This window comes from Bacteroides sp. D1 (assembly GCF_000157095.2).
Lineage (GTDB): Bacteria > Bacteroidota > Bacteroidia > Bacteroidales > Bacteroidaceae > Bacteroides > Bacteroides xylanisolvens.
This window is the reverse complement of the sequence record NZ_JH114331.1, coordinates 197,496-218,580: the sequence shown is the minus strand read 5'-3', so window position 1 is coordinate 218,580 and position 21,085 is coordinate 197,496. Positions and strand designations below refer to the sequence as shown.

The window sequence follows — 21,085 nt, the reverse complement described above, 5'->3', positions numbered from 1 at the left end:
ATGAAAAAGTTATGTATTAATATATCACTCTTCTTTATGTTGCTGACTTTAAGTTCGTGCAACGACTGGCTGGATGAAGTAAAACAAACGACTACCGTTAGTGATGAAATCATCTGGCAAGATGAAACCCAGGTTGACAAATATGTGAATAGTTTCTATCCCCTCCTGCATGATTACGGTCAATTTGGGGAGGCCCAATTCTACGGAAGTTTTACAGAAAGTCTGACTGACGCATTTAAGTATGGTTCATATACGCTGGGACACAGAGCCGGCCATCCTAATCTTTATGTACTAACACCGGATGCTATCTCTCCGGATAACTGTCTATACAGTATCTGGCTACGTTCAACAGCATACAAACAGATCCGAGAAACAAACCAATTTCTATCTCTACAAAGAAAATATTCCGAATTTTCAGCAGACAGAAATAAGCTTTGGGAAGCTCAAGTACGCTTTTTCCGTGCATTTGTATATTTCCAGTTAGCCAAAAGGCATGGAGGTGTCATCTTGTATGACGATCTGCCGGTATCAACTAATAAAGCCCGCAGCAGTGCTGAAGAAACCTGGCAATTCATAGCCGACGATCTTGATTTTGCAGCCAATAATTTACCCAAGGAATGGGATGCGGCAAATAAAGGGCGTATCACCAAAGGAGCAGCCTATGCACTGAAATCGAGAGCAATGTTATATGCCAAACGTTGGCAGGATGCCTATGATGCTGCTAATAATGTAATTGCACTCAAATTATATGGTCTGACGGACAAATATGAAGATGCATGGAAAGGGAATAATAAAGAAGCGATTCTGGAGTTTGATTATGATGCTGCCAACGGGCCTAATCATCTTTTCGACCGATATTATGTACCACAATGTGATGGTTATGACAATGGTTCAACAGGAACTCCTACCCAGGAAATGGTAGAATGTTATGAAAGCAAAAATGGAGAAAAGATAGACTGGACACCCTGGCATGGCATTACTGATGAAACTCCTCCATACGACCAACTGGAACCTCGCTTCGCCGCAACTGTAATCTATAGAGGATGTACCTGGAAAGGGAAAAAGATGGATTGCAGCCTTGACGGAAAGAATGGTGTGTTTATGCCTTACCGGGAACAGGGTACTTCATACGGCAAAACCACAACCGGTTATTTTTTAAGGAAATTGTTAGATGAAACGCTGACAGACGTCAAAAATGGGAAAAGCGCCCAACCGTGGGTTGAAATTCGCTATGCAGAAGTTTTATTGAACAAAGCAGAAGCAGCTTATCGACTCAATAAGATCGGGGAAGCCCAAAGTGCAATGAATGAGGTACGCGCCAGAGTAAAAGTGAATTTACCGGGTAAATCCTCTACAGGCGAGGCTTGGTTCAAAGATTACAGAAATGAAAGAAAGGTTGAACTAGCCTATGAAGGTCATTTATTCTGGGATATGCGTCGTTGGGAATTAGCCCATATTGAATACAACAACTATCGCACACATGGCTTCAAAATCATTGGCGCTACCAATACATACGAATATGTTGATTGCGACGGGCAGGACCGCAAGTTTATAAAGAAATTATATGTCCTTCCTGTACCGTCTGAAGAATTGAAGAATAACTCATTGATTGAGCAATATGATGAATGGAAATAACAATAAAACTCTTAGAACAATGAAAAACAAAATTATATCAATCATCCAGGCATTAGTTCTTCTATGGGGAGTAACTAGTTGTCACAGTCCTGAAGAGTTGGGTTCTGACATTCAACGCGAAGGTATCAACAGCATCACTGCATCGTTTCCGAACGATGACAGCAGCGAAAATAGTTTCAAAGGTGAGATAGATTATACCAATCATTCAATCACATTTGTTTTCCCATACAATTATCCCAAATTGTCGGATAATGTATTGCCGACCTCTGCACTAAAACGGGTAAGATTGAGTGCCAGTTTAGCGAATAATGTCAGTGTAACTCCACCATTACTTTATATGGATCTTACCCAAGACAACTATATCACAGTGAAAGATCAGACTTCCGGGACTAGTACCGAATTCAAAGTAATAGGTGAAATCCGTAAGAGCAACGAATGTAGCATCACCAAATTCGATATTCCTGCCATAGGGCTATTGGGAGTCATTAATGAAAACGAAAAAACAATTTCATTAGTAACCATAGATAATGTAGGGGAGCAGATAGCTAACATTGATATCTCACATGGAGCAACATGCAGTCCCAACCCCGAAACAGAAGCACTAGACTATGAACAAGAACAGACCATCGTCGTCACAGCACAGAATGGCATAGATAAAGCAACATATACGGTAAAAAAAGATATTCCGCAAAAAACTGTTGCAGGTATTCGCCAAGGAAGCGGTAAGCTATTATGGTCTAAAAGACTATCTGAAATAAGCGGTATTCTGCTACCGGGTAAAGTAACCGGACTTGCAGTAGTCGACAAATATGTTGTCATCAACGAACGTGCCAATGATCGTGCCATTTACTTAAATAGCCAGACCGGAGAAATAGCAGGTTCTATGGATATCAGCCAATTTGCCGGTGACAATTCAAACTTCCATGCAACAGCAGATCGGGGAAATAATATTTTATTCTGCAGCTATACTCCATCAGGAGGTACTTTCACCGTATGGAAAGCTAATGGAGTGAATGAGAAACCACAGAAATATATTGAATATAAAACTGGCACTAATATAAGATTTGGTTGGAAGATCTCTATCCAAGGAGATTTGGATGCCAATGCCCTTATCACAACTCCAGTATTCCAAAAGGATAGTAAAGTGCAATTCGCCCGCTGGCGTGTCATAAATGGTACTTTACAATCACAAAGTCCGGAATTTGTCATTATGAGTTCCTCTCTACTGACTTCAAACTGGATTAAATGGGCGGATGTGATTTATGCTGATGACACTGACACTCAAAGTGACTATTTCTTGGCCAGCCATGTCACAGACACTTCTGCCAAACGCTATTTCTACTGGTTTAAAGGAACAGACAACAGCATAAAAGCGGCAAATACAGGTGCTCCGGGTAACACAATTATCAATGCTGTAGACTATGCCGTGTTCAACAAAGTACCTTATGTCATTTACAATCATGTAAATAGTTTCAACTATGCCGTAACTGGTTCTGATGCTGTCCGTATGTATGATCTTAGTAGCGGCTCGTTCGACAACCAAATAGTAGTATGTCCGGACAAGATATATGGAGGTCTCGAGAATTCCGGTCAAAACACCGAAGGAACCGGAGATGTCGTATTTAAAGTTGCCCAAAATGGTTATTATCTATACGTTTATCTCGTATTCTCTAATGGAGGCATCGCCTGCTACCAATATGACTGTATTGATATGTAATACAAACAACCAGTAATCAACCTTACAATATACCACTAAATATGAAATTAAAAAATTTATGGTTAATAGCAGTTGCAATACTCATATACGCTTGCAATGCAGAAGAAACGAGATCGTGGGAAGTTACTTTTGATCCCAATAAGCCCAAAGATCCAAATGAACAAAGCATTATTAATGTGGCGGCAGGCAAATTCTATAAAATGAATGTTGTAGCCAACAGTGCCTATGCTGATAAAGCCCCTCTCGATCCCTGGACATCCGGCACCAAACTGACGGATGAGGAGACCGGTACCCTCTCGACTAAAAACAGAGGAGTCGGTTGGGATGCACAAACTGTAGAAGTTATAATTGATTTGGGATCATTACGCAGTATCACAGAAGTATCAGTACATGCTATTTCCGATCCGACATCACAAATTGTATTCCCTGCTCAAATAGAAGTATCAACCAGCAAGGACAAAAGCCAATGGGAAAAAGCAGCCTCACCAATTACCTATTCCGACAGCAACGGAAAGTCGGATGCTTGGGGAAAAACAGACTTTAGTAATGTAGCATGCAGATATGTGAAAGCGACTCTCAAATCTTCAGCTTCCACCAGTATGATGATGCTCATCGACGAAATCAAGGTAATGGGAGAATTTCATAATGACATGAAGTACGTCCCCGAAAAAGGGTGTTATCATGGAGCATTCCCACCATTATACGGATTCGATCCGGAAGACCGCGAAGGAAGTACTGACCAGTGTGCCGTTGCCTTATTTGAAAAATTGGTGGGAAAGCAACTATCTATGATCTTATGGTATCAGAATATGGAACCGGGACGAAATTTCAGCGAAATGCAAACAGTACGTGAGAAATACTGGGGAAAAAACTATCAGGGCAAATACCGATTCTTCCTTTACGGATGGCTGCCCGTCATTCCCACCCAACAAATGGCAAATGGCGAACTCGACGATTTTCACAAATCATACTTCGCCGAAGTGGCTGCCCAAAAAGTACGTGACATGGGACCTATCTGGTTCAGACCAGCCAATGAAATGAATGGAAGCTGGACTCCGTATTACGGAGATCCCACAAACTATGTCAAGGCTTGGAGACGTATGTATAACATTGCAGAACAGTTGGGTGTCACTGCCTACAATGTCTTCGTATGGTCACCTAACAGTGTAAGCATGCCGGGTACGGAAGCAAACGCAATGAAAAACTATTATCCAGGAGATATGTATGTAGATTGGCTGGGAGTAAGCTGTTATCCACCATCGCTTAGTGCTACTTATCCGGAAGATAGAAGATATCCGCTCACGCTGATGCAAGGCATCAAGCAGGTATCGGCAGACAAGCCTATCATGATTAGTGAAGGAGGATACTCCAGTACATGCGACCACCAGAGATGGGTAAGAGAATGGTTTAAGCTGAAGGATGAAGAGCCACGTGTCAAGGCCGTCGTATGGGAGAATCACGAAAATGCAGAGAATGGTGACCGCCGTCTGCAAAGTGACCCTCTGGCACTTGAACTGTACAAGGAACTCGTCCAGGATCCTTACTGGCTTGATCTGATCCCGGATGCTGTGTACAGTGAAATTGAAACAAGAAAAAATAACTCAAAATAATCAAAGACAACAAGTATTCTAGTATGAAAAGACTGACTCCATATAGCTGGCTGATTCTGATTATATTCTCCTCCTGCCTGACTGGTAATAAAGTAGCAAGTACTGATAAACAGATAGAAAGTTTATTATCACAAATGACTTTGGAAGAGAAAATTGGAATGTTGCACAGTAACACGATGTTTTCAAGTACCGGTGTTCCAAGGCTTGGCATCCCCGACCTGCACTACTCCGACGGACCTCACGGAGTAAGATTTGAGGGAGTAGCCAATGGGTGGGAATCCGCCCGATGGGATAACGACGCATGTAGCTATCTACCTGCATTAAGCGCCTTAGCATCTACTTGGAACCGTGATCTGGCACAGCTATATGGAGAAGTTCTTGGAGCTGAATGTAAAGCACGCGGTAAGCATGTGAGCCTGGCTCCGGGAGTCAACATTCACCGTTCCTTACTCAATGGACGTAATTGGGAATATTTCAGTGAGGATCCTTTCTTCTCCGGTGAACTGGCTGTTCCATATATACAAGGAGTACAGTCACAGGGAGTAGCCTCTTGTGTGAAGCATTTTGCTCTGAATAGCCAGGCATACAACCAGTACAAAGTGAGTGTAGAAGTAGACGAACGCACCTTACACGAAATTTATCTTCCGGCTTTTGAAGCTGCCATACAACGAGGTGGAGCCATGGCAGCCATGGCGGCATATAACAAGGTTCGAGGGTTGTGGTGTACGGAAAGTCCTTATCTTCTTGATACTTTACTTCGTGATGAACTAGGATTTGACGGATTAGTCGTATCAGACTGGAATGCAGTCCATAACACAGAGCGAACAGCTCTGTGTGGTATGGATGTCGAAATGGGAACAAGCATCAAAGAAAATGGGAAATATGCTTTCAATAAATATTATTTAGCCGATCCTTTATTGAAGAAAGTACGTAATGGAGAGATTCCGGAAGAAGCCGTCAACAAAAAAGTACGTAATATTCTGAAATTGATGATTCGACTTGATTTAATAGGACAAGCTCCTTATGACACCACAGGCATGGCAGCCAAACTTGCAATGCCAATTCATACCAAGGCTGCCAGAAAAATAGCGGAGGAATCATTGGTATTATTGAAGAATTCCAAAGATATGCTACCACTAGACCCGGCACAATACAAGAATGTCGCAGTGATTGGCGCAAATGCAACCGAAGTATTTGCAGCAGGAGGTGGCAGTACAAAACTCAAAGCTAAATATGAAGTCACTCCTTTGGAAGGGCTACAAAATCTTTTAGATGGAAAAGCCCGGATCGAATATGCACCCGGTTATCAATTAAATAAAAAGGCATATAAGGTTGGCCATTGGTTCACGAACGAATTTGATAAATCCGATGAAGAGCTATATAAGAAAGCAATCAATACAGCTGCCCAAGCAGAATTGGTTATCTATATAGGTGGAACCTCCCACGAACATGGTTCTGACTGTGAAGGGTATGATAAGCCGAATTTAAAGCTTCCCTACCAACAGGACAGATTATTAAAAGGTATCCTGGAGGTTAATCCCAACACTGTAGTGGTACTAATCTCCGGTGGCCCCGTCGAGATAGGAGAATGGTATAATGATGCTACGGCATTACTGTATTGCAGTTTTCTAGGGATGGAAGGAGGAAATGCACTGGCACGTACATTGTTTGGAGAAGTCAATCCTTCAGGAAAACTGACTACTACCTGGTGTAAGTGTCTGGAAGATATGCCCGATCACGTATTTGGAGAATATCCGGGTATAAACGACACCGTCCGTTTCAAAGAAGGGCTTATGGTCGGCTACCGCTACTTCGATACTTACCGTGTAGTCCCCCAATTTGAATTCGGTTATGGATTATCCTATACCACTTTTACTTATTCAGACATAAAGATGAAACCTGTATGGAAAGAATCGGACACAGAGTTTGCCGTATCATTCACCATTACTAACACAGGAAAACGATATGGCCAGGAAATTGCACAGTTATATTTGCATCAAAACAAATGTTCTGTAGAACGCCCGTTTAAAGAATTAAAAGGGTTCACTAAGGTTGGCTTAAAACCGGGTGAATCCAAACAAGTCACTATCAAGTTACCGCGCCGCGCCTTACAATACTACGATACCGAAAGTAAACACTGGAAAGACGAACCGGGTATGTTTACTGTATTAATAGGCGCATCGTCACGGGACATCAAATTACAGAAAAATTTCGAACTGAAAAAATAAAAACACATGGGAAACAATAACCTTATAAGCAGCAAAAAGACATACTACATATCAATTGCAATTCTGGCAGGGATGTTCTTTATCTTCGGATTTGTGTCGTGGGTCAATGCCATACTGATTCCATACTTCCGCATATCCTGTGAACTGACACATTTCGAATCCTACTTTGTCGCCTTTGCATTTTATATCGCCTACTTTGTAATGGCTATCCCCTCGGGAGTACTTCTCAAGAAAGTGGGATTCAAGCGAGGTATTATGTATGGTTTTATGCTTACCGCCTTAGGAGCTTTCTTATTTGTTCCGGCAGCATTAGCCCGTCAATTCGAGATATTCCTGGCCGGTCTATTTTCCATCGGCACCGGATTAGCCATATTGCAAACTGCCGCTAATCCTTATGTCACTATTATCGGTCCTATTGATAGTGCCGCCAGACGAATCAGTATTATGGGAATATGCAATAAATTCGCAGGTATCGTCTCACCGCTCATATTTGCAGCATTGATATTAAATGTTACCGACAAGGAGCTTTTTGCCACTATAGAATCGGGGACTTTAGACATAGTCACAAAGAACGCTATGCTTGACGAATTAATACAACGCGTCATTGTGCCTTATGCTGTTCTAGGCGTTATTTTACTGCTTACCGGTATCGGTATCCGTTACTCCATTCTGCCTGAAATCAATACAGACGAAGAAAACAGCACAGAAGATACAGGTAGCCACCATCACACCAGAAAAAGTATTTTCGACTTTCCCTACCTTATCTTGGGAGCAGTGGCTATATTTCTTCATGTAGGAACACAGGTTATCGCAATTGATACAATCATCAATTATGCCAATTCGATGGGTATGGACCTGCTCGAAGCTAAAACATTTCCCTCATATACATTGGCCTGTACTATGATTGGTTACCTCCTGGGGATCCTGTTAATACCCAAATATGTTTCACAAAAAAATGCACTTATAGGTTGTACCATCATCGGATTACTCCTTTCATTCGGAGTTGTATTTGCAGATTTTGAAGTAACTCTGTTCGGTCATCATGCCAATGCCTCCATTTTCTTTCTGAATGCATTGGGTTTCCCGAATGCTTTAATCTACGCAGGTATCTGGCCACTTTCCATTCATGAACTGGGGAAATTCACCAAAACCGGTTCCTCTCTTCTTATCATGGGATTATGTGGCAATGCCATTCTGCCTCTGATATATGGTCATCTGGCAGATATGTATAGTCTGCGTTTCGGTTATTGGGTATTGATTCCCTGTTTTTTATATTTGGTTTTCTTTGCAGTTAAAGGTCATAAAATAGACTCCTGGAAATAAATTAAAAACAAAATAATATGGAAAGACTCATCATAACAAATGGAAAACTCATTCTACCAACAGGCATAAAAATGGGGCAAACATTGATATGCGAAAATGGAAAAATTGAGCAGATTATTCCCAATGGAAGCTATCAGCCGCTCGTCGGTGACAAGGTAATAGACGCCCGTCAGAATTATGTTTCACCAGGATTCATCGACATGCATATCCACGGAGGAGGAGGACATGACTTCATGGATGGTACTATCGAAGCTTTTCTCGGAGTGGCCGAGACACATGCCAAGTATGGTACTACCGCAATGGTTCCCACCACACTTACCAGCACTAACGAGGAGTTAATGACGACGTTTACCGTATATCGGAAAGCCAAAGAAATGAATATCAATGGTTCGCAGTTTATCGGTTTACATTTGGAAGGACCTTACTTTTCACCGAAACAATGTGGTGCGCAAGACCCGAACTTCCTGAAAAAGCCGCAAGCAGAAGAATATAATGCCATTCTGGAAGCCTCAAAAGATATTATCCGTTGGAGCGTAGCTCCAGAGTTGGAGGGTGCTCTAGCACTAGGGCAAACTCTGCAACAACATCATATTCTGCCCTCCATCGCTCATACCGACGCGATTTATGAAGAAGTTGAGAAAGCCTTTACAGCAGGTTATACACATGTGACCCACCTTTATTCGGCCATGTCATCAGTGACCCGCAAAAATGCTTTCCGCTATGCCGGAGTAGTAGAAGCCGCCTACTTGATTGAAGATATGACAGTGGAGATTATTGCCGATGGCATACATCTTCCGAAACCCCTGCTCCAATTCGTATACAAGTTCAAAGGAGTTGATAAAACAGCCCTCTGCACTGATGCCATGAGAGGAGCGGGTATGCCGGACGGTGAATCGATATTAGGTAGCCTCAACAACGGTCAGAAAGTCATTATCGAAGACGGAGTGGCCAAAATGCCGGATCGGAAAGCTTTTGCCGGTAGTGTTGCAACAACCGACCGACTGGTTCGAACCATGATATATTTAGCCGGTGTTCCTCTCATTGACGCCGTCCGTATGATGACCCTGACGCCCGCCCGTATTCTTCATATTGACAAAGAAAAAGGTTCTTTAGAAATCGGTAAGGATGCCGACATAGTCATTTTTGATAATCAAATAAATATAAATAATACAATATTAAAAGGCCATGTTATCTATACTAAATGAAACTAAGACCAAAGTTTTTCAGCAGGAACAATTAACAGTTCGAATTTTCCCGTCCATTCAAGAGATGGGCAGTGTAGCCGCAAAAGAAGTCGGCGACCAAATTTGTCGCTTATTGGAAAGCAAACCGGAAATAAACATGATTTTCGCCGCTGCCCCCTCACAAAATGAGTTTTTGAGTCATCTGATTCATGACAAACGCATCGACTGGACCAGAATAAACGCTTTTCATATGGATGAATACATCGGTATACATCCGGAAGCCCCACAAAGTTTTGGACATTTCCTTAGAATTCGTATCTTTGACAAAGTTCCTTTCAAGAAAGTCAACTATCTGAATGGTCTGGCGGAAAACCTTGAAGAGGAATGTCAGCGATATGCAGACTTGCTGACTAAGCATCCGGTTGACATCGTTTGTTTGGGAATTGGAGAAAATGGGCATATTGCTTTCAATGATCCGGATGTAGCAGACTTTAATGATCCCAAACTTGTGAAAGTAGTTGAACTGGACCCAATATGTCGCCAACAGCAAGTCAATGAAAAATGCTTCAAGACACTAGACTTAGTACCCAAAGAAGCTTTAACACTCACGATACCGGCTTTGCTAAAAGCTGAATGGATGTTTTGTATCGTCCCGTTCAAAAATAAAGCTCAAGCAGTCTATCAGACTGTTTATGGTGAAGTTTCAGAAAAATGTCCGGCCAGCATATTGCGAAGAAAAGAAAATTCTTCGTTATATTTGGACCCGGAAAGTGCAGAAAGAATTAATTTATAAAGGATTATGAAAAACAGAATCTCACTTCTTCTTATACTACTGGCTATCAGCTTCAGTATACACGCACAAAAAGTTATGCGAATCGGAATTATTGGTCTGGACACATCCCATTCCACCGCTTTCACCGAATTGATTAATAGTGGTTCGGATGAGACCTTTTCCAAAGGTTTTAGGGTAGTAGCAGCGTATCCGTACGGTTCAAAGACTATTCAATCCAGTTACGAACGAATCCCCGGATACATTGAAAAGGTCAAAGCAAATGGCGTGGAAATCACCTCATCAATAGCAGATTTACTGGAAAAAGTAGACTGTGTCCTTTTGGAAACCAATGACGGCAGACTACATTTGGAACAAGCCGTCGAGGTATTCAAATCAGGTAAGATATGCTATATTGACAAACCTGTCGGAGCTACTTTAGGAGATGCAATCGCTATTTATGAAATGGCAGAAAAATACAATGCACCTGTTTTTTCCTCTTCTGCTCTTAGATTTACTCCTCAAAACCAGAAATTAAGAAATGGAGAATTTGGCAAAATCCTTGGAGCCGATTGTTATTCTCCTCACAAAGTGGAGCCAACGCATCCGGATTTCGGTTTCTATGGCATTCATGGAGTAGAAACATTATACACAATTATGGGAACAGGATGCGAATCAGTCAACCGGATGTCTTCAGATAGAGGGGATGTAGTAGTAGGACGATGGAAAGATGGTAGAATCGGAACTTTCAGAGCGATTATAAAAGGACCGCAAATTTATGGTGGAACTGCCTATACTTCAAAAGGAGCAGTAGCCGCAGGAGGTTACCAAGGTTATAAAGCGCTTCTTGAACAGATTCTTAAATACTTTCAAACAGGAATCTCTCCTATCTCCAGAGAAGAAACAATTGAAATATTCACTTTCATGAAAGCATCCAATATGAGTAAAGAAGAGAATGGAAGAATTGTCACATTGGAAGAAGCTTACCAAAAAGGATGGAAAGACGCCCGGAAATTAATCAAAACCTATAATAAATAAGAAAATGAAATTTATATATAAAGGAATCGGGCTTATATCAATCTTAGTTATAGTTTCTTCATGTTCTTTCTCCAAGAAACAGACTATGAATAAGGCGGAAGCCAATGATTCATGTAAAATAGAAGTAGTCGTTCTTGATCCAGGACATTTCCATGCCAGTCTGCTTCAGAAAGATGCATTAGCTGTTATTAATGATACCATCCGGATATACGCTCCTGAAGGAATAGGCGTCAATCAATACCTGGAAAGTATAGATTCTTACAACCATCGGCCAAAGTCTCCCACCACATGGAAGAAACAAGTATATACAGGCGAAGATTATCTCCAGAAAATGCTTTCAGATCATAAAGGTGATGTCGTAATTCTGGCTGGAAATAATCAGAAGAAGACACGATATATTATAGAATCTATCAAAGCCGGATATAATGTTCTTGCAGATAAGCCACTGGCTATTAACTCACAGGACTTCCAATTATTGACAGAGGCTTATCAGCTAGCACAACAAAAGGGGCTCCTTTTATATGATTTGATGACGGAGCGATATGATATTCTCAACATCATAGAAAAAGAGCTCTTACATCAAACAGAATTATTTGGAGAATTACAAAAAGGCTCACCGGACAACCCTTCTGTAATAATGGAAAGCGTACATCATTTCTTTAAAAAGGTTTCCGGTAAACCGCTGGTCCGTCCTGCATGGTACTATGATATAGCACAACAAGGAGAAGGAATTGCAGATGTAACAACACATTTGATAGATCTTATCAACTGGCAATGTTTTCCAGATGAAGCAATTCATTATCAATCGGATGTCAAAGTACTTTCGGCCAAACACTGGCCAACCCCAATCACATTGGCAGAGTTCAGCCAATCAACGCAAACAGACTCTTTCCCTATTTATCTGAATCAATACATAAAAAATGATGTATTGGAAGTTATGGCAAACGGAAGTCTCAACTACACCGTCAAAGGAATTTGTATGGGAATGAAAGTCACATGGAATTATATGCCACCAGTTCATGGAGGAGATACGTTTACTTCTATCAAAAAAGGTAGCAAAGCAACTTTAAAAATCGTTCAAAATGAGAAGAATGGTTTTGTGAAAGAATTGTATATTCAGAAAAAGCCAAACATTGACAGCCATACTTTTGAGACTCAATTGCAAAAGACGATAGAACAACTTCAAGAAAGCTATCCGTTCTTATCCGTCAAAAATAAAAGTAACTGGATTTATCTTATTGATATACCACAGGAATACAGACTAGGACATGAAGAGCACTTCAGTAAAGTAGCAAAAGCTTTCCTGCATTATATACGTAACAAAAACATCCCGGAATGGGAAAACGAAAATACATTAACCAAATATTACATTACTACAACTGCTGTAGAAATGGCAAAGAAAGAAAATAAATAAGACAATAGGTGTTAGAGACAGGATGTAAATATTATAAAGATGAAGCCATGTTTCATGGCTTCATTCCTCATATCATGGGGACACGATTCGATATATTGCTTATTCATTCTGATGCAGAACGTTTAAACGGACTTTGGTGCCATATCATCAACGAGCTGGAACGTTTGGATAAGATCTTGAACCGTTTTGATCCCCACAGTGAGGTCTCCGGAATTAATAAACATGCTTTGCAAAGTTATATTCAAATTAGCAAAGAACTGGAGGAAATATTGCAACTTTGCCAATATTATTACGAAAACACCTTTCATCTATTTGACATTACATTAAAAGATTTCTCCAAAATACAAATTCACGACCATCAACGCATTTCCTTTGCATCTTCCACTATTTCACTCGATTTCGGAGGCTTTGCCAAAGGGTATGCTTTGAAGAAAATCAAAGAACTCATAGAACAAGAAAACATCAACCATGCATTTGTCAATTTCGGTAATAGCTCCATTTTGGGCATGGGACATCATCCTTATGGAGACAGTTGGAGAGTAAGTTTTCTGAATCCTTATAATCTGTCTCTTTTAAATGAGTTCAACCTTCAAAATACAGCATTATCCACTTCCGGTAATACGCTGCAATATACCGGACACATTATGAATCCGCTTACGGGTTTATTTAATGAACAACGAAAAGCAAGCTCTATCATATCTACAGATCCGTTAGAGGCTGAAATTCTAAGTACCGTATGGATGATTGCGAATAAAGAACAGCAACAATTACTCACAGAGAATTTTAAAAATATACAAGCAACCCTATATGATTTATAACATGAAAGACAATAAAAAAGAAGGAGTAGACTTAGGGCTCAGACAATTTATAAAAAGTCTGGGATATGTTGCCGGAGGAACCGCTTTATTAGCTACCACTCCCTGGCTTACCTCTTGTACCCCCGAAAAATTGAAAGAGATTAAACATGAAAAAGCACGGATTGCTTTAATTGGCACAGGTTCCAGAGGGCAATACCACATCCATAACCTCAAGGAAATACCTCATGCACAAATTGTAGCCGTGTGTGACAATTATGCTCCCAATCTTCAGCAAGCATTGGAGCTTTGCCCGGATGCCAAATCCTATACAGATTACCGTAAGTTGCTGGAATCGAAAGACATCGATGGAGTCATCATATCCACACCACTAAACTGGCACGCACCTATTGTGTTGGACGCATTAGCTGCCGGCAAACATGTCTTCTGTGAAAAAGCAATGGCACGCACCCTTGACGAGTGCAAGGCTATCTATGACACTTACAACCAGTCTGAAAAAGTACTCTACTTTTGTATGCAACGAATGTATGACGAGAAGTATATCAAAGGGATGCAAATGATTCATTCCGGACTGATCGGAGATGTGGTAGGAATGCGCTGTCATTGGTTCAGAAATGCAGACTGGCGTCGTCCTGTTCCTTCACCGGAATTGGAGCGCAAAATCAATTGGAGATTATATAAAGACAGTTCGGGCGGACTAATGACTGAACTAGCTTGCCATCAATTAGAAGTATGTAACTGGGCAGCTAAAAGAATGCCGGTAAGTATCATGGGGATGGGTGATATTGTTTACTGGAAAGACGGTCGTGAAGTATACGATAGTGTAAATGTGACTTACCGATATTCCGATGGAACCAAGATTGCCTATGAATCTTTGATTTCCAATAAGTTCAATGGTATGGAAGACCAGATTCTAGGTCACAAAGGTACAATGGAAATGGCTAAAGGTATTTATTACCTGGAAGAAGATCATTCTACTTCGGGTATCCGCCAATTAATCGATCAGGTAAAAGACAAAGTTTTTGCCGCCATCCCAACGGCAGGCCCCAGCTGGCGACCGGAAACGAAAATGGAATACACTCCACATTTCATCATTGACGGAGATATTCACGTTAACAGTGGTTTAAGTATGATCGGAGCAGACAAAGACGGATCGGATATCATTCTATCCTCTTTCTGCCAATCTTGTATCACTGGAGAGAAAGCACAGAATGTAGTAGAAGAGGCTTATTGTTCTACGGTCCTTTGCTTACTTGGGAATCAAGCAATGAATGAACAACGCCATATCCTCTTCCCCGACGAATATAAAATACCCTATATGAAATTCTAAACTATGAAAGATATTATTATCACCTCAAAAAAGTTGAAACAAGAAAGGAATATCTTTCTTCTAAGTTTCCTGCTTGCATTTATCATCAATGTAATTGCAATCATTATCTATTCCCGCCCATGGATTGAAATAATATCCCAAATCGGGTATGTCATCGTGATTAATTTTTTCATCTATCTTATATTATGGATTCCCCGAGGAATCTTGATATTCTTGAGTCACCTTTTCCGAAGAAAAAAATAAGAGATTTACGTTTTTTGAAGGAGAATTGACGGAAAAGCTCATTCACATATTCTAATAACAACCTAATTTTGGAGAAAAATAGATACTATGACAACAAGAAGAGATTTTATCAAAAAAACAGTAGCAGGTACAGCTGCACTTTCATTAGGAAGCATACTTCCAGGATTCGGTTCAAGCCGTTATCAAGATATTCTGGGAGCTAACGAAAAAATACGTATCGGAGTCATTGGAGTGAATTCGAGAGGTAAGGCCCTGGCGCAAGGATTTGCCAAACTTCCAGATTGTGAAGTAACTTACATTTGTGATGTGGACTCAAGAGCATTAGAAAAATGTCAGGCTGCTATCCACAAAATTACCGGACGTACTCCCAAAGGAGAAAAAGACATTCGTAAGATGTTAGAGTCGAACGATTTTGAAGCAGTGGTGATTGCTACCCCTGACCATTGGCATGCCAAAGCAGCCATTATGGCTATGCAGGCCGGAAAACATGTTTATCTGGAAAAACCGACCAGTCATAATCCGGCAGAAAATGAAATGCTGATTCGAGCCGCTTTGAAATATAACCGAATTGTTCAAGTGGGTAACCAACGCCGCTCCTTTCCCAATGTAATTAAAGCTATGGAAGAAATCAAATCCGGTTCTATCGGAAAAGTGAGATATGCCAAATCTTGGTATGTCAATAATCGCCCTTCCATTGGAACAGGGAAAGTTGTACCTGTACCTGATTATCTGGATTGGGATTTATGGCAAGGTCCTGCCCCACGTGTTGCTGATTTCAAAGATAATTTCATCCATTATAACTGGCATTGGTTCTGGAATTGGGGAACAGGTGAAGCGCTCAACAATGGAACTCACTTTGTTGATATACTCCGCTGGGGATTGGGTGTAGATTATCCTACAAAGGTTGATTCTATCGGAGGTCGGTATCGTTTTCAGGACGACTGGCAAACTCCTGACACACAACTCATCACCTTCCAATTTGGCGACGAAGCATCTTTTTCATGGGAAGGACGTAGTTGTAATACGATGCCGGTAGACGGATATGGAGTAGGAACCGCATTTTATGGAGAAACCGGAACTCTCTTCATTGGCGGTGGCAATGAATATAAAATTGCAGATATAAAAGGTAAAACGATTAAAGAGGTAAAAAGTGATTTAAAATTTGAGACCGGAAATCTGTTGAATCCATCCGAAAAGTTGGATGCCTTCCACTTCCGAAACTGGTTTGATGCCATTCGTAAAGGAACAAAGTTAAATTCCGGAATTGTAGATGCCTGTATCAGTACCCAGTTAGTACAATTAGGTAACATTGCCCAACGTGTTGGACATTCATTACAGATTGATCCGGGAAGCGGACGAATTCTCAACGATTTGGAAGCCAATAAACTTTGGGGAAGAGAGTACGAAAAAGGTTGGGAAATACGGGTTTAAATCAACTTCTCATTAAATTATCAGAGATATGTCATGTATACGACATATCTCTTTCTACTATAAAATCCACCCATTATCATCACACTTCCTTCTCTCCATCTAAAGAAGCCACCCTACAAAAAGAGCAAAGAAGCTCCCTAATTGTTCCTTAAAAGTACGGAGAGCCAGTTCTATATGTTTCTCGACAGTACGAATGGAAATACCGAGTTTATCTGCAATCTCCTGATTAGTCAGAGATTTAAAGCGACTAAGGCAAAACACACTCCGGCGTTTAGGTGGCATCGTGTTAATCACACTTTGTACTGCCTCTCGCAATTCACGATAGTCTGTAGTCGGTTCATCTATACTTGAAGGTCGCTCCAATGTCATCATGTCTTCCGTTAACACTACATGAGTATTGTATTTGGCCCGAAGATGATTAAAGACTTCACGTTTGGAGAGTACATAAATATAGTTTTTGATTGACATTGTTTCGTCCAGCGCCTCACGGTGTATCCAGATTTTCATAAACACATTCTGAATAATATCTTCCGCTGCCCCTGCATCTTTCAGCATACCTTTGGCAAAAGCAAAAAAGGTAGGATAATAACGATGAAACAAGGTTTCATAGCTCCCCATGTCCCCTTCTCTCAACCGCTGTAACAACAGTTGCTCTTCAGTAGCAGAAGATAAATCAGTTTTATTCATCGTTTTTTCTAAAAAAGATTCTAGTCAACAAAGCTATAAATAATATAGAAGATATACCAAGCCATATTTAAAATCACATCATATTGTAATATGTAAGGGAGAAATAAACAGGGAGTAGCATACTTCTGGTGACAAAACTATGAAATTAATATGAAAAATTCAAGTCTTATTGAAAATAGTGATGATTAAAAAAAAAAGTTCAAATCCGATTACGTACCCCCGTTAGATGATGTGTTCTTCATTATAGAAACGAATCACACATAGCGCGCTATTAACCATTGAATCAATTTATTTAAAGAACATGAGAAATTTTCTACTTTTATTCCTGCTACTCATGCCCGTGATTGGCAGTTGCACCGATGACTATGATGACTCGGCTGCCTGGAAGGACATTGATGGAATCTACAAAGATCTCGATCAACTGAAAGAGAAGCTAAACAGTTTACAACTGCAAGCGAATGCGTTGAGCCAGATTGTGAAAGGAGGAGCCATCACCTCTGTCACAGAAGCTGCTAACGGTGGTTATGTCATTTCTTATAAAGGAAGTGACAATATTGAGCATAGTTTCACCATTGCTACCACTGACCAAATGGTTTCCAGTCCGATTATCGGAATACAAGAAGAAGCCGGAACATATTATTGGACTACTACCACCAAAGGTCAAACGACTTTCCTGCTGGATGCCAACAAACAAAAAATACCGGTATCAGGTAGCGCCCCTCAAATACGAGTGGATGAGAATGGATATTGGATTATTAACGGCCGGCAAATTCTAGACAGCAACCAAAAGCCGATTAAAGCTGAAGGAAAAACAACTTCACTTATTACTAAAGTGGAAATGAACGATAACGGAACTGCTTCAATTACTCTAGGCAACGGAGAAACTCTATCGGTCAATACCTTTACACTATTTAATGTGGAGTTTAAAAATGCAGATCAGACTGCCATTTCTCCTATTATTATAGAGGAAGGAACAAAAAACCTTACCTTAAATTATAATATCATTGGGAAAAAGGCAGCACAAGCATTGATGCTCATCACACGCAACGACGATGGATTAGAAGCCAGGTTAAATAGTAGTAATAAAACATTGGTCGTCACCTTCGCTGATGATTTCGAAGAAGGGGTAACAATGATTATGCTTTATGACACTGAAGATAACGTACTGATCAAACCGATGCGCTTCACTTTGCCTATCATTGAAAACGGAGGCATTGCTACTGCAACAGACTTCAAAGCATTTATAGATGCTGTGACCAGTGGAAGTAGTTTGCGTAAATTCAAAGATACGGAAGGAAATGTTATTCTGTTGAACGATATTGATATGAAAGATATCACGTTGACGAGCGGTGCAGGAAGTAATGTAACAAGCAATACGACCAACGCCAATACAAAAGTGGTTTATACAATCGGCGAGCAAACCTTTAACGATGTATTTGATGGTAAAGGACATTCAGTTATTAATCTGACTTTTACATATAATCTTGAAGACGGCAATATTGCCCATGGATTATTCAATGCACTCGGCAGTTCCGGTGTCATCAGGAATTTAGTGATTTCGGGTAATGCCACCATTACAGGTAAAGCTCCGCAAGGAGCTGCTATTGGCGGCTTAGTAGGCTATTGTGAGGGAAGCATACTGGCATGTACCAACCAAATAAATCTATCTTTTGAAGGAACAGACGCTGCTAATGTAGGTGTTCGAATGGGAGGTTTAGCAGGTGTATTATACGGAAATAAAATAGGCGACACAACACAAGCAAACGGTTGCAGCAACGAAGGTAACCTGACGTGCAGCAACATAGTCAACACTGCTTCCGGTGCCTATTCAGCTTTCAACCAAGGAGGTATTGCGGGATATATAGAAAATGATGAGGCTTATATCGGCTACGCAATCAACAAAGGAAATATCAGTGCACCTTCCGGGCGTGGTGGTGGAATTGCAGGAACTCTACAGGAAGGAATTATTGAAAACAGCACTAACGAAGGAGTCATTCAAGATGACGTGAATGGTGTTTTTGCTTCAACTTCCAAACGATATAATGTGAAACGCATCGGCGGACTTGCAGGAGGTATAAATACAGATAAATACCTCAAAAATTGTATTAACAACGGAAATGTCTATTCCCAAAACGGAAGTCGTGCAGGTGGATTTGTCGGACACAATGCCGGATTTGTTCAATCGTGTACAAACAATGGAATCATCTTGTCCGATGCAACTGCTGATGGAGCCAACAAACATGGTGCCGGATGGGCCTGTGGTTATAGTGGCACCAAAAACGGTACGGACTATATCACGGATTGTCATATCGGAGGTAAAGTTGGAGATTACAGTATTTACAAAAATAATCCAGAAGATACTCCGGGAGCAACTTACAGCAACGCTGTCCGTCACGGAGCTTTCTCCAAAGAAGCCAATAATTTCTCTAATCAGGATGAGGCATACTATGACTGGCAGGTGACCGAGGACCGTGAACTGGCATCAGGTATTGTGTACAAACACTACTCCTTTACCAATTTCAATCAAAATATCTATGCTATTGAAATTGACATGAACAACCCCAAAGTTACATTCGAGACAGTCATGGCAGACGAAATTTGCCCAAACCCGAATGGTAATAATAATTCAAATAATGGTAAAGTCCTCCGTGAAACCTTATCGGAGACTTGTACCAGACGAAGAGATGAAGGAAGAAACATTATTGTAGGTATAAATACCGGCTTCTTCAATTCACATGACGGCTTCCCCAGAGGAATGCATATTGAAGAAGGAGAACCGGTATTCATCAATAACCCGTATGTACGTTCTATCTTAACTAATCATGTTTGGGGATTCACCTTCTTTGACAACCGTACGGTTAGCTTCGAAAAAAGAGATTTCACAGGCAAACTGAAAGTTGGTACCAAGGAATATGAATATTATTCAGTCAATGATACTATTGTCCGTTTGAGTGGAAAACCATCATACGATGCAAACTTGTACACCTTCAGGTATGTAAAAGAGCCCCATCCCGGATTAACTAACCCGATAGGAACTAAAGCCCTATTTATCATCGGCAAGAACAACCAACCGCTAAAGGTTAACTCTGGTGATTTTGAAGCCACAATTACTAAAATCATTGACGGACGAGGCACTACAGTAGAAGCCCCATACGTAACAGATAAAAATGAATGGGTACTGCAAGTAACAGGAGACAAAGCTGACGAACTAGTTCAAAACCTAAAAACCGGTGATAAAGTACAAATCAGTGCCGAACTTAAAATAGGCAGTTCTACTAATCCAATCAAAGTACACAACTCCAGTATGTACCGCTATGTATATAATGGCGTATACTCTGCACCTCCTAAAAAAGAAGATGCAGAGACAATCAACCCGACCACCAATCTCGGTATGACACAGGATAAATCAAAGATTGTTATTTTCTGTGTAGACGGAAGGACAGATAGTGACAGAGGACTTGATTTCTACGAAGCTTACCGTGTTTGCAAAAAGTTGGGATTATATGATGTAATCCGTTTCGATGGGGGAGGCTCTACAGTAATGTGGACTTATGAGAATGGTATCGGAAAAGTAATCAATCACGTGTCGGATACGAAAGGTGAGAGAAGTTGTATGAACTATCTGCATGTCAGAGTACTCGAATAATGAATCAAACGAATG

General features: G+C 40.7%; 15 protein-coding genes. 14 read left to right on the top strand and 1 reads right to left on the bottom strand.

The genetic code is table 11. The features are described 5' to 3' along the window. The 13 genes from BSAG_RS20570 (at nt 1) to BSAG_RS20630 (ending at nt 16,737) form a co-directional block, all read left to right on the top strand. The gene (locus BSAG_RS20570) at nt 1-1,635 is read left to right on the top strand and encodes a RagB/SusD family nutrient uptake outer membrane protein (RefSeq protein ID WP_004299618.1); all 1,635 of its coding nucleotides are present in this window, start codon (nt 1-3) and stop codon (nt 1,633-1,635) included. A 19-nt stretch (nt 1,636-1,654) separates the two neighbouring features. Next, entirely contained in the window at nt 1,655-3,352 is a 1,698-nt protein-coding gene (locus BSAG_RS20575; protein WP_004314071.1) for a DUF5018 domain-containing protein, read from the top strand. Between the two features lie 41 nt (nt 3,353-3,393). Next, entirely contained in the window at nt 3,394-4,962 is a 1,569-nt protein-coding gene (locus tag BSAG_RS20580; RefSeq protein WP_008997314.1) for a glycoside hydrolase family 26 protein, read from the top strand. A gap of 23 nt (nt 4,963-4,985) precedes the next feature. Continuing rightward, on the top strand, nt 4,986-7,190 hold the full coding sequence (locus BSAG_RS20585; protein ID WP_004314073.1) for a beta-glucosidase family protein: 2,205 nt from the start codon (nt 4,986-4,988) through the stop codon (nt 7,188-7,190). 6 nt (nt 7,191-7,196) lie between these two features. Continuing rightward, entirely contained in the window at nt 7,197-8,513 is a 1,317-nt protein-coding gene (locus BSAG_RS20590; protein WP_004314074.1) for a sugar MFS transporter, read from the top strand. A 17-nt stretch (nt 8,514-8,530) separates the two neighbouring features. Then, complete coding sequence (nagA, locus tag BSAG_RS20595) at nt 8,531-9,718, top strand: N-acetylglucosamine-6-phosphate deacetylase (protein WP_004305156.1); 1,188 nt, start codon at nt 8,531-8,533, stop codon at nt 9,716-9,718. Then, a complete protein-coding gene (locus BSAG_RS20600) occupies nt 9,699-10,490 on the top strand; it encodes a glucosamine-6-phosphate deaminase (RefSeq protein ID WP_004305159.1) in 792 nt (263 codons plus the stop codon). The genes nagA and BSAG_RS20600 overlap by 20 nt, the downstream gene beginning before the upstream one ends. Before the next feature lie 6 nt (nt 10,491-10,496). Next, a complete protein-coding gene (locus BSAG_RS20605) occupies nt 10,497-11,504 on the top strand; it encodes a Gfo/Idh/MocA family protein (protein WP_008770387.1) in 1,008 nt (335 codons plus the stop codon). Nucleotides 11,505-11,508: 4 nt separating this feature from the next. Then, nucleotides 11,509-12,918: a putative oxidoreductase C-terminal domain-containing protein gene (locus tag BSAG_RS20610; protein ID WP_004314076.1), complete on the top strand. Its 1,410-nt coding sequence runs from the start codon at nt 11,509-11,511 to the stop codon at nt 12,916-12,918. Nucleotides 12,919-12,965: 47 nt separating this feature from the next. Continuing rightward, nucleotides 12,966-13,736, top strand: coding sequence for an FAD:protein FMN transferase (locus BSAG_RS20615; protein WP_050427309.1), 771 nt, complete (start codon nt 12,966-12,968; stop codon nt 13,734-13,736). Nucleotide 13,737: 1 nt separating this feature from the next. After that, the gene (locus BSAG_RS20620; RefSeq protein ID WP_008770389.1) at nt 13,738-15,063 is read left to right on the top strand and encodes a Gfo/Idh/MocA family protein; all 1,326 of its coding nucleotides are present in this window, start codon (nt 13,738-13,740) and stop codon (nt 15,061-15,063) included. 3 nt (nt 15,064-15,066) lie between these two features. After that, nucleotides 15,067-15,306, top strand: coding sequence for a hypothetical protein (locus BSAG_RS25420; RefSeq protein ID WP_004314079.1), 240 nt, complete (start codon nt 15,067-15,069; stop codon nt 15,304-15,306). Between the two features lie 87 nt (nt 15,307-15,393). Then, the gene (locus tag BSAG_RS20630) at nt 15,394-16,737 is read left to right on the top strand and encodes a Gfo/Idh/MocA family oxidoreductase (protein WP_004314080.1); all 1,344 of its coding nucleotides are present in this window, start codon (nt 15,394-15,396) and stop codon (nt 16,735-16,737) included. 99 nt (nt 16,738-16,836) lie between these two features. Here the strand turns inward: BSAG_RS20630 and BSAG_RS20635 are convergent, their stop codons facing one another. Beyond that, nucleotides 16,837-17,424 carry an RNA polymerase sigma-70 factor gene (locus BSAG_RS20635; protein ID WP_004314081.1) on the bottom strand — a complete coding sequence of 196 codons (588 nt, stop codon included), beginning with the start codon at nt 17,422-17,424 and terminating at the stop codon, nt 16,837-16,839. A gap of 301 nt (nt 17,425-17,725) precedes the next feature. Here BSAG_RS20635 and BSAG_RS20640 point away from each other — a divergent pair, with 301 nt between their 5' ends. Beyond that, nucleotides 17,726-21,070 (top strand): PL29 family lyase N-terminal domain-containing protein, encoded by a 3,345-nt coding sequence (locus BSAG_RS20640; RefSeq protein ID WP_008020129.1) that lies wholly within the window; start codon nt 17,726-17,728, stop codon nt 21,068-21,070. Nucleotides 21,071-21,085 lie beyond the last annotated feature (15 nt).